Source organism: Dyadobacter sp. HNCC25DJ184, assembly GCF_056895215.1.
Map to the genome: position 1 here is coordinate 314,551 of NZ_JBXHAQ010000001.1, position 10,715 is coordinate 325,265.

General features: G+C 42.4%; 8 protein-coding genes. 3 read left to right on the forward strand and 5 right to left on the reverse strand.

Going from position 1 to position 10,715, the window contains the following annotated elements:
* Positions 1 to 343 precede the first annotated feature (343 nt).
* Positions 344 to 2,485, reverse strand: a complete 2,142-nt coding sequence (scpA, locus tag AC1XUD_RS01240; protein WP_483359117.1) for a methylmalonyl-CoA mutase — start codon at positions 2,483 to 2,485, stop codon at positions 344 to 346.
* Complete coding sequence (locus AC1XUD_RS01245) at positions 2,482 to 3,987, reverse strand: methylmalonyl-CoA mutase family protein (protein WP_483359118.1); 1,506 nt, start codon at positions 3,985 to 3,987, stop codon at positions 2,482 to 2,484. Before AC1XUD_RS01245 ends, scpA begins: the two co-directional genes overlap by 4 nt.
* A 158-nt stretch (positions 3,988 to 4,145) precedes the next feature.
* On the opposite strand from AC1XUD_RS01245, the gene dnaA reads away from it, so the two are divergent.
* Positions 4,146 to 5,546, forward strand: coding sequence for a chromosomal replication initiator protein DnaA (gene dnaA / locus AC1XUD_RS01250; protein ID WP_483359468.1), 1,401 nt, complete (start codon positions 4,146 to 4,148; stop codon positions 5,544 to 5,546).
* A gap of 107 nt (positions 5,547 to 5,653) precedes the next feature.
* Positions 5,654 to 6,646 (forward strand): hypothetical protein, encoded by a 993-nt coding sequence (locus AC1XUD_RS01255; RefSeq protein ID WP_483359119.1) that lies wholly within the window; start codon positions 5,654 to 5,656, stop codon positions 6,644 to 6,646.
* On the opposite strand, the gene AC1XUD_RS01260 is transcribed toward AC1XUD_RS01255, so the two are convergent.
* The 3 genes from AC1XUD_RS01260 to AC1XUD_RS01270 form a co-directional block, all read right to left on the reverse strand.
* Entirely contained in the window at positions 6,637 to 7,428 is a 792-nt protein-coding gene (locus tag AC1XUD_RS01260) for a DUF3108 domain-containing protein (RefSeq protein ID WP_483359120.1), read from the reverse strand. The two genes, AC1XUD_RS01255 and AC1XUD_RS01260, sit on opposite strands and share 10 nt — an antisense overlap.
* A gap of 12 nt (positions 7,429 to 7,440) precedes the next feature.
* Positions 7,441 to 8,478, reverse strand: coding sequence for an aminopeptidase (locus tag AC1XUD_RS01265; protein WP_483359121.1), 1,038 nt, complete (start codon positions 8,476 to 8,478; stop codon positions 7,441 to 7,443).
* 74 nt (positions 8,479 to 8,552) lie between these two features.
* Positions 8,553 to 9,299 carry an acyl-CoA desaturase gene (locus tag AC1XUD_RS01270; protein WP_483359122.1) on the reverse strand — a complete coding sequence of 249 codons (747 nt, stop codon included), beginning with the start codon at positions 9,297 to 9,299 and terminating at the stop codon, positions 8,553 to 8,555.
* A 311-nt stretch (positions 9,300 to 9,610) separates the two neighbouring features.
* On the opposite strand from AC1XUD_RS01270, the gene recA reads away from it, so the two are divergent.
* On the forward strand, positions 9,611 to 10,681 hold the full coding sequence (gene recA, locus AC1XUD_RS01275) for a recombinase RecA (RefSeq protein ID WP_483359123.1): 1,071 nt from the start codon (positions 9,611 to 9,613) through the stop codon (positions 10,679 to 10,681).
* The last annotated feature ends 34 nt before the right edge of the window (positions 10,682 to 10,715 follow it).

Sequence of the window (10,715 nt, forward strand, 5' to 3'; positions counted from 1 at the left end):
CGTACTAGAACGGAGTTGTAAGGCTTCTTATCAGGTGAGCAAAATGCGTGGAAAGCTTGGGATATAATGACGATATACTTCCAGAACTGGTTGGAGAGGTCTGAAGCGATATTTTTTGTATCGGAAGGAGACTTTTTTGAGGCGAAATTAAATTTTATTGCCGATTGGTTTCAATCTGAAGTGTGAAGCCCGGATGACCCATTTTTTCACACAGTCCGAGAGAGGGTTTGATGATTGCCACGAATAATGTAAGATGCTAAGGATCTGACGAGTGGGGTTTCAGTCTTGGTTTCATTGTTAAAGTAGACTTGATTTAATATCAGTATTTTAATCCAATTTTAAATCAGGCGCTTTCCTGCATCAAATCGGTAAGAATTTTTATGGCCGAGGTAGCGATGACGGTGCCTGGCCCGAATATGGATTTTACACCAGCCTGATGTAGAAAGTCAAAATCCTGTTCCGGAATGACGCCCCCCGCGACGATATAGATATCTTCCCGCCCTTCGTCCTTCAAATGGGAGATTAATTCGGGAATTAGCGTTTTGTGACCGCCGGCCAGGCTGGAAATGCCGATGATATGAACGTCGTTATCGATTGCCTGACGGGCCACCTCCGCGGGAGTTTGGAACAACGGACTTATATCCACATCAAAACCCAGGTCAGCAAAGCTCGTCGCCACAACTTTGATACCCCGGTCATGGCCATCCTGACCCATTTTTGCCAGAAGGATCCGAGGTCTGCGCCCATCGTATTTTGCGAACTGATCGGAAACCTCCCGCGCTTTCTGGAATTGATGATTATCTGCGCTTTCGGACCCGTAAACACCTGAAACCGATCTGATCGTCGATTTATGTCTGCCGAATTCTTTTTCCATTGCCTCGGATATTTCACCTAAAGTAGCTCTTTTTCTGGCAGCTTCAACAGCGAGGAAAAGCAGATTGGAGTTCATATCAGTGCCTCCGTTTTCTTTACAGGCATTGGTCACCGCCTCCAGAGCCTTTTCAACATCTGCCTGGTTTCGGTTTGCCTTGACGTTGGTTAGTCGGATCAATTGAGATATCCTGGTTGCTTCACTGTCCACCTCCCGAATGTCAAGATGGTCGGATGTTTCCGTTTTATATTTATTAACCCCAACGACAATCTCGCTTCCCGAATCAATATGAGCCTGCTTTCGAGCGGCCGCTTCTTCGATCCGCAATTTTGGCAACCCAGACTCCAAAGCTTTTGTCATGCCGCCGAGTTTTTCAATTTCATCAATCAAACTCCATGCTTCCTGAATCAGCTCGTTTGTTAGATATTCGACATAGTAGGAACCGCCATATGCATCAACAGCACGGCACAAGTCTGTTTCGTTTTGGAGAACAAGTTGTGTATTTCGGGCAATTTTAGCTGAAAAATCGGTGGGTAAGGCGACGGCTTCATCAAACGAATTGGTATGTAAGGACTGTGTGTGACCAATGATGGCAGACATAGCTTCCACGGTTGTACGAACGATATTATTCAAAGGATCCTGTGCCGTAAGGCTATATCCGCTGGTTTGACAATGCGTCCGCAACATCATCGAGCGTTCGTTTTTTGGGTTAAAATGCTTCACCAGTTTCGCCCACAGAACCCGCCCTGCCCTCAATTTCGCCACTTCCCGAAAATGATCCATTCCGATTCCCCAAAAAAATGAAAGCCTTGGAGCAAACTCATCGATATCCATTCCGGCTTTTAGCCCAACTCTTACATATTCCAACGCGTCGGCAAGTGTATATGCCAGTTCAATATGGGCAGGCGCACCCGCTTCATGCATATGATACCCACTGATGCTGATCGGATTGAATTTCGGCATGAAACGTGTGGCATAAGTGAAAATATCGCCAACAATCCGCATTGATGCGTCAGGAGGATATATGTAGGTGTTCCGAACCAGGAATTCCTTTAATATATCATTCTGGATGGTGCCGGTTAACTTGTCCGAACTGATTCCTTTTTCTTCGGCAGCCACGATAAAAAATGCCATTATTGGAATCACAGCGCCATTCATGGTCATTGAAACAGACATTCTGTCCAGGGGAATCTGATCAAAAAGGATGGCCATATCCTCGACAGTATCAATAGCTACGCCTGCTTTTCCAACGTCGCCAGTTACTCTTGGGTGGTCGGAATCATATCCGCGATGTGTAGCCAAATCAAAGGCGACGGAAAGACCGTTTTGCCCGGCGGCCAGATTTTGTCTGAAAAAACGGTTGGACTCTTCGGCTGTTGAAAAGCCGGCATATTGTCGAATTGTCCATGGGCGTTTCAGATACATGCTTGCAAAAGGCCCACGGAGAAACGGTGCAGAACCGGCACCAAATTCAAGATGTCCGGCCCCGATGAGATCGTCATTTGTGTAATATCCTTTATCGCCAGGAGATCCGGCTGGCTCCGATAGATCTGTGTCCGATTTCTCAGAGTTTACTTTGTAATTGTTCAGCTGTTTAGAAAACGTGGGCTTCATGCTTTTGCTGGATTTAGGGAAGCGAGTTTTCGTAAGTCTTCGATCAGATTTCGTTTCAGTAAATTGACCGAGTTAGAATTTGAGTTCGAAATAAACTCAAGATTCTGAAACGTATCTGTTGTGTTTGAAGTCTGGCCTGTTTGCAGTCTGGTACTCAATAATCGTGCATAACTTCGATCTACATCCTGCCGGATACGACCACTTTCAAAACATTTGCCAATTCCTCCCTGATCTTCGACTTCAAGAAATAGCTCCCAGGCAGCGGTCGCCATTTTTTCAGTCATCGTTTCAATAAGATATGATCCTGCCGCAGACTCTCCGATATGGTCGAGTTTCCCTTCGAGGGAAAGAATAAGTGGAATTGTTTGTCCCAAATTGTCAAATATGTCCATCTCATCTGTTCCCAAAGTATCATCTGGGGAAACGGTTAATGCATTACATCCTCCAGCAATAGCGCTCATTGCAGAGATACTTTTTCTGACCAAATTGGTATGTGAATCCTGATAATCCAAATATAGATCGGAGGTAACACAGTTAATGAACGGCTGATAGGTATCCATTTTTATACCATAATTTCCCGCCACCTGGTCGATCAGTACCCGAAAGGCACGCGTCTTAGCGATTTCTGAGAAGTAGTTTATGCCGATAGATAGCGAGAACGATATGCACGAAAGAGCTGCTTGCGGTGATACTTGATTTTCGGTTAACAAATCTAAATAATATACCAGCTTGCCTATCGTGAATGCTAATTCCTGCACAGGGTTCGCACCGGCTTCATGAAAGAGGTGGCTTTGAACCTGCAATGGATAAAATTGCTGAGCAGTATTTTTGGTTTTGGAATATTCCGAGATTTTGGAAATATATTCCGAGTCAATTTTACCGGTTTTCATCCAGCGACCGACCGGGTCATAGACAAGCCCCACCTGGATTGAGCTGGCTAAAGTCTCGAAAGGTATATCGTATTTAGAATCAGGAAGTTCCAAAAAAATCAGGAAGTCGTGCGGCGGAATTTCCGTTAAAAGATTATTTAGCTCATGTTGGGAATGTGCAATTTTGGAAAGATCGACTATTGCGCCATGCGCCCCACGGGCATGAATATTTGTTAACAATTTCTTAATTGATCCAAAATCTTTTCTTTTTATTATCGGAAGGTTTTTCCAGCCGTTCAATCGCTTCTGACGCCCTTGAATCCATCCTGTTTTTGTCGTATTAAGCTCATTTTTTGCGAGATACGGAGGGACAGTCACCCCTTCTCCCAACTCCCATTCTGGAAGGGCAGTCATCGGAGCAAAAAGCTCTTTTTTGGCGCATTCAGCCCACTTTTCGATAGATCCAGGTTCGAATTCCTCAAATGAAATGCGTGGCGTTGCCATTGTTTTGTCGTGGTGTAAGTTGTATTTTAAGAATGTAATATAGTAAAAATACAAGTAATGAAAATTAATTTTCTCAACCTTAGCTTTAATCTCTATACGGTAGAAAACATTCGCTTGTATTTTTCTCATACTTTGATCTTTTGGTTTGTTTTAGCCTTGGCTTCATGCTAAATTGAAAGTCTTTTCGCCTTCGCAACGAGGTATTTTTATATCTTTGCCGTCCGTTTGAGTTTTGACATCCTGACTTCGGAAAATTAACATTGGAAAGAGTAGCTACATATAGAGAAGTGGACCAGATTTGGGATGCCTGTTTACGGGTTGTCCAACAGAATATTCCTGAGGATAGCTTCAGGACTTGGTTCGAGCCAATACGTCCGTTAAAGTTGCAGGGGAAGGTGTTAACCATTCAGGTTCCTAGTCAGTTTTTTTACGAGTGGCTGGAGGAGAATTATGTTAATTTGCTTAGAAAAGCATTGGACTATGCCATTGGTCGCGACGGCTTGCTGGAATACTCTATCATTGTTGATAAAGGGAACGACAGCCACCAGCCATTGACAATGAACGTATCTCCGCCGAAGTCTAACAACTATGGCCGCTCTGATAATTTTGCAACAGATCCACGATATGGATCGAAAAGTGTGCAGAAAGATCAGGACTCCATGACGCTGGATACCTATCTGAATCCGAATTACTCATTTGATAATTTTATTGAGGGAGACTGTAACCGTTTGGCACGTTCGGCGGGTTTTGCCGTAGCGCAACGTCCCGGACTTACTTCCTTTAACCCGTTGATGATGTACGGTGGGGTAGGGCTAGGGAAGACGCACCTGGTTCAGGCAATCGGAAACTATATTATGAATCATTTTGACAACAAAATGGTCTTGTATGTTTCTTCGGAAAAGTTTACCAACCAGTTTCTGAACGCGATCCGTAACAATACGATTCAGGATTTTACTGATTTCTATATGAAAGTGGACGTACTCGCAATTGACGACGTTCAATTTCTTTCAGGAAAGGAAAAGACGCAGGATACTTTCTTCCATATATTTAACCACCTGCACCAGCTGGGCAAGCAAATCATTATGACGAGTGACCGCCCGCCTCGTGAACTGCAAGGATTGCAGGATCGTCTTTTGTCACGATTCAAATGGGGTTTGACTGCTGATTTGCAAACTCCTGATTTTGAGACTCGTATCGCTATCATTCAGCGGAAAATTCAGGCCGAAGGTATTGCTATCGATTATGACGTTATTGAGTATATTGCTCATAGTGTGAATTCAAACGTTCGTGAGCTGGAAGGAGTTATTGTATCTTTGATGGCTCAGGCCTCCCTTACCCGTCGTGAAATTGATGTTGAGCTTGCTAAAAACACGCTCAAGAATATTGTCATGAACGAGCATAAGGAAGTTAATATCGATACAATTCAGGAAATCGTGGCAGATTATTTTCAGGTATCAATCGCCGATCTGAAAAGCAAAAGCCGTAAAAAGGAATATGTATATCCACGGCAATTGGCGATGTTCCTGGCGAAGGAGTACACTGATTTACCTCTGAAATCCATTGGATATCATTTTGGAGGACGTGACCACACTACCGTAATCCACTCTATTCAGAGCATCAATTTGCTCATGAATGAAACCCCTGACGTGGAAGAAACGCTGCAGAAACTGCGCAGCTATTTTAAATAATTCGTTGCATTGGATTGAACGGAAGTTAGCGTAACAAATCTCATTATTTGTCTGATTAGCAACGATATTCATAAGTTTGTTTTCCAACACAACGGTTTGTAAAACTCATGGATATGTCCAACCAGCCGATTTTACTTTCCAGATCCGAAATTGATGATGGGAAGTGGGACCGGCTAATTTATGAAAGCAGACAATCTCTGGTATATGCTCTCTCCTGGTATCTGGATACTGTTAGCCCCGGATGGGAAGCTTTTGTTTGGCCTTCATCGTCAGACTATCAAGTAGTTATGCCGATTCCAGTTCTTAGGAAATTGGGATTTCGCGTGGTTCAGCAACCTTTGTTTTGCCAATATCTGGGTCTTTTTTCAAAATCAGATTTGCCGCTGGAGACGATTAATAGCTTCAAGAATGCACTGGTTTCCACCTTTTCCTATATCTCTTCCTATCACTTCAATCCTGATCAAACGGAGCAGATTATATCCGGGTCAGGGAGCTTTCCCAAGTTGGAGACTGATATTCATTACTCGCACCTATTGGATCTGTCAAAATCATACACACATATTTTTGGTAACTTCTCAAAGGATAGAAAAGTTAATATCAAACGGGCAAATGATTGGACTTGGGAGGTATATGAGGACAAGAATCTGAACCCAATCTTGGAGATGTTCCGTAAAAATCATGAAAATAAAATTCATGGTGGAGTTAGTCCTACCGCATATGAGTTATTAAGACGGCTTTTGGAGATAGCTGGTAAGTTTTGTGATGTTAAAGTGATATATGCCGCGCAGAATGGAAATTACTGCGCTGGTATCGTTTTAATGGAATATAATGGCCGGGTTATTTATATTTTTAACGCAGCAAACAAGGAGGGAAGAGAGGGCAACGCGCGCAGCTGGTTGCTGAACAACTTTGTCAAAGCCAATGCTGAACGCGATTTGCTGTTTGACTTCGAAAGTCCCGATGTGCCGTCTATTGCGGCATTTTATGAAAGCTTTGGAGCAAAAGCCATTTCCTATCTTCGGGTTCATATGAATAATCTTCCAGCTCCTTTGAAACAATTTCAGCGCTGGCGACGGGATCGATCCCGTTCTCAGTCCTGAAAGTCGATCGGTTTTTTAAGACCTTTAATCGACTTGATATCCATTTCCAACGATCCGATCATCAATTGAACTTCGGCTTTCAGTGGAATTCGGTTTGCATCATCTGATACCCAAAGTTTCATGGGGTTGTCGCCTTTGAAAAACTTGTTTTCAGGAATAATAGGGTTGAGCCGGATTACACGGACTTTACCGAATTTTGTCTTGATGACATCCTTACCGCCATATTTCACTCTCAACTTGTATATTTCACCGTCGAAAAAAGTCGGTACTTCAATGATGTCGCCCTCTGAAAACGAAGCAAAGTTCACTGTTCTCAAGAAGAAATACCCGCTGATAATGTCATGTACATTGTTCGGGCAGTTATATGTTTTAGTTTCGTCTTTAACGGTCGATATGGCCTGATCCGATGTATGGTTAAAAACCACGGTTTCTTCCTTGCGATACTTATTTTCCTGAATACTTCTTTGAAACATTCGGGGCAGAATTGCAGTCGTGTCCAGATAGGTACGCCAAGTGTCTCTCACTCTTGTAATAAGGTCAAAAGCTCCTGTCGTACGGCCAGTAGCGCTGATTTTAAAGCATGGTCGATTATTCACCATAGCCACATTTTTGGCAATTTCAACCCTTGCTTCAGCCGCGTTAATGAACCCGTAGTGTACCCTGTATTCTACTCTTTCCCCGGTTCCGAAGCTATTGTTCACCACAGTTCTATTGGCCTCAAATTGCTTATAGCTCAGAAAAACACAAGATATAATAAGAATTCCTAATAATGATCTCTTCATTTAGTGAGTGTTCTATATCGAAGGGTACTTCTTTTGTAAATAGGAAAAGTATGCTTTAAAATCGCTTTTGAAAGTATTTTCAAACTCATTCCGAAACGAATTTTGCTTCGATTTATAAGTTTTGTAACTAATAAACACCGCGTTATTGGGAAGATTAACGTCGGAATCGAACTTTTTATTTTTCGGTTTCACCTTTCCTCCCATCAATGTGTCAATGTTAGCCACAATTCCGCTGATCGTATTTTTCTTTAACGAATCTTTATAACGATCCGGGCTTTGATTTTCACCAAAAGACAGATATAAACTATCCAGTTCTTTGATTGCCCGCAGCATATGCTGGGAATAGGCGTCGTTATATTTTTTTGAAAATTCGTAGTCTTTTAATTCTTTCGATTCAGTTCCGTATTTGAACTTAAGAAATCTGATTGCGCCATAATCCCCTATAAAACTGGCCAGATTTTCGTTAAGTTCCAGATTGTTTTTAACAAAAAGTGTTCCATGTGTTAATTCATGAAGAATTAAATTGGCCAGACTACCCTCCCTACGCTTTAGCATACTCGATAGAATAGGGTCTTTAAAGTACCCTAACGTCGACCAGGCTGATACATCGCCGATATCAGTATCCATGTTCTGCGCGATGAAAATTTGCTGATCAGAAACAGCTCGTGTAGAATCAAAATAGCCCTTGTAAGGGAAGCTGCCGATAATCGGGAAATCCCACTTATGGGCCTCAATTTTATATCGTGGAGATGCCGTCAGAACCCATATCAAAGGTTTGTCGTGCTGATCGTAAAAGGTAGTGTAGTTGTCTGAAGGATGCAGCCCCAGGGAGTCGACGCCGAATTTCTTGATTTCTTCGATCAGCCTTATTTTTTGTTTGAGCGTTTCAGGATAGTTTGGGTCTTTCAGTACATCTGAAACTTGCTGAACATTTCGGAGAATCGAAAGCTGTCCTTTTGCTTGCATATATCCATAGCTCAGCAAGTCGCGCTGGTAAATACCCAAACCCAAAAGGCAAACTGCAATTACAAGAATTATTTTTTTGAACATTGAACCAGCGGTGTAAAGAAAAAGGCCAGTTTCAACCGGCCTTTAACAAACAAAAATATCGCTAGTTTTAGTATTTACATATAGTTAAGATCATTATTTGGCTTCAACTTGATGATCTTAACTTTATTTAAGAGCAGAATAAATGGGTAAGTAGGATCGAACTCATGCCATTTGAAACCGAAATTTGCCCTTCCGCCGTACTTATGATGGTTGTTATGGTAAGATTCGCCCATCATCAGGAAGTCAAACGGAAGCAGGTTTTTGGCAGTGTCGTCCACTTTAAAATTAACATAACCGTAACGGTGTGCATACCAGTTAATAATAACGCCGTGGACCGGACCCATCAAAAAATGGATCGGAAGAAGCAGAAACATCCACCACGCTGTCGCGAATTGAATGTAAAACAGCACATACAGGGTGCCCCAGCCAATTCGGGATATCCAGCTGTCGCCAAGCTTTTCCATAAATGGCCAATTCGGAACTCCCTTTTTGAATTTAGGCTCGATCGTATCCGTTCGGTCAACAATGTTATTGTAATAATTTTTCGTCTTCCACATCATGTCCATCACGCTGTTGGAGAATGACGGTGAATGTGGATCGTTTTCAGTATCTGCATAGGCATGATGCAGCCTGTGCATTACTCCATATGCATACGGACTCAAAAAAGAAGAACCTTGAAATACCCAGGTCATAGTGTAAAAGAATTTCTCCCACTTCGGACTCATGGTGAAAATCTTATGTGCCGCGTATCTGTGGAGGAAAAAAGTTTGCATGAGTAACGATAAGTACCAATGCGCAATGAAGAAAATAAGGATAATCACGAAGTAAGTTTAATAAGTAGTTACGATAATATGGTACAAAAGTAAATAGGGGTGAAAATAAAAAAGATGAGAATCATCAGTCGAAAAGGAGGGTTTTGTTGGTATTGAGCGGATCGTGCACGGAATATTAATTTATGATACCTGAAATATCAATTTAAATGATACTTTTTGAATCAAAATTGAGTTTTTATGTTATTAAGACATTGTTATACTGTTAAAAAGAAATAAATTTACACCGGATTAAAACATAGTCCGGCGTTGGCAGGATGCCGATCATGGCTATTTAAAAAATAAAAACAGAAAAGACCTTTATGGCAGCACAAGTAACATCGGATAAGGATAACAAGCTGAAAGCATTGCAGACCACGCTTGAAAAACTGGACAAGGCATATGGCAAAGGCACTGTAATGCGCCTGAGTGATACCAAAGTTTTAGATATCCCGGTTATTTCGACCGGATCGCTCGGACTTGACCTTGCACTGGGAGTGGGTGGATTGCCAAAAGGTCGGGTTGTGGAGATTTACGGACCTGAATCATCAGGTAAAACGACGTTGTCTATGCATTGTATTGCTGAGGCACAACGTAAGGGAGGCTTAGCAGCATTTATCGATGCGGAACACGCTTTCGACAGAACTTACGCAGAGAAGTTGGGAATTGATACCAGTAATTTGTTGATTTCGCAGCCAGATAGCGGTGAGCAAGCGTTGGAAATTGCCGAACATTTGATCAGCAGTGGAGCGGTGGATATCATAGTAATTGACTCCGTAGCCGCATTGGTTCCGAAGGCTGAGCTGGAAGGTGAGATGGGAGAGAGCAAAATGGGTCTTCAGGCAAGATTGATGTCTCAGGCACTTAGAAAGCTTACTGGGGTCATCAACAAGACCGGATGCTGCTGTATATTTATAAATCAGCTGCGTGAAAAGATTGGGGTAATGTTCGGAAATCCGGAAACTACAACAGGTGGTAATGCATTGAAATATTATGCGTCGGTTCGTTTGGATATCCGTCGTATTGGACAGATCAAGGAAAGTGCGGACGCGATTCTGGGTAACCGTACGAGAGTGAAAGTCGTGAAAAACAAAGTAGCTCCTCCGTTTAAAGTAGTAGAATTTGATATCATGTATGGTGAAGGTATCTCCAAAGTGGGAGAGGTGATTGACTTGGGGGTAGAGCTTGAAATTATCAAAAAATCAGGTTCATGGTTTAGCTATGATGGCAACAGATTAGGTCAGGGAAGAGATGCAGTAAAAGCATTATTAAAAGATAACCCTGAGTTGCTGGACGAATTGGAAGCTAAGGTGAGAGACAAAGTAAATGGCGATCCGGAAACCCTGATCGACCTGAGCGAGCCTAATATTAAAGACGATGGTTCTCCAGAATAAGGGAGGCTATTGGCTCAGTTCTTATATAAATGAA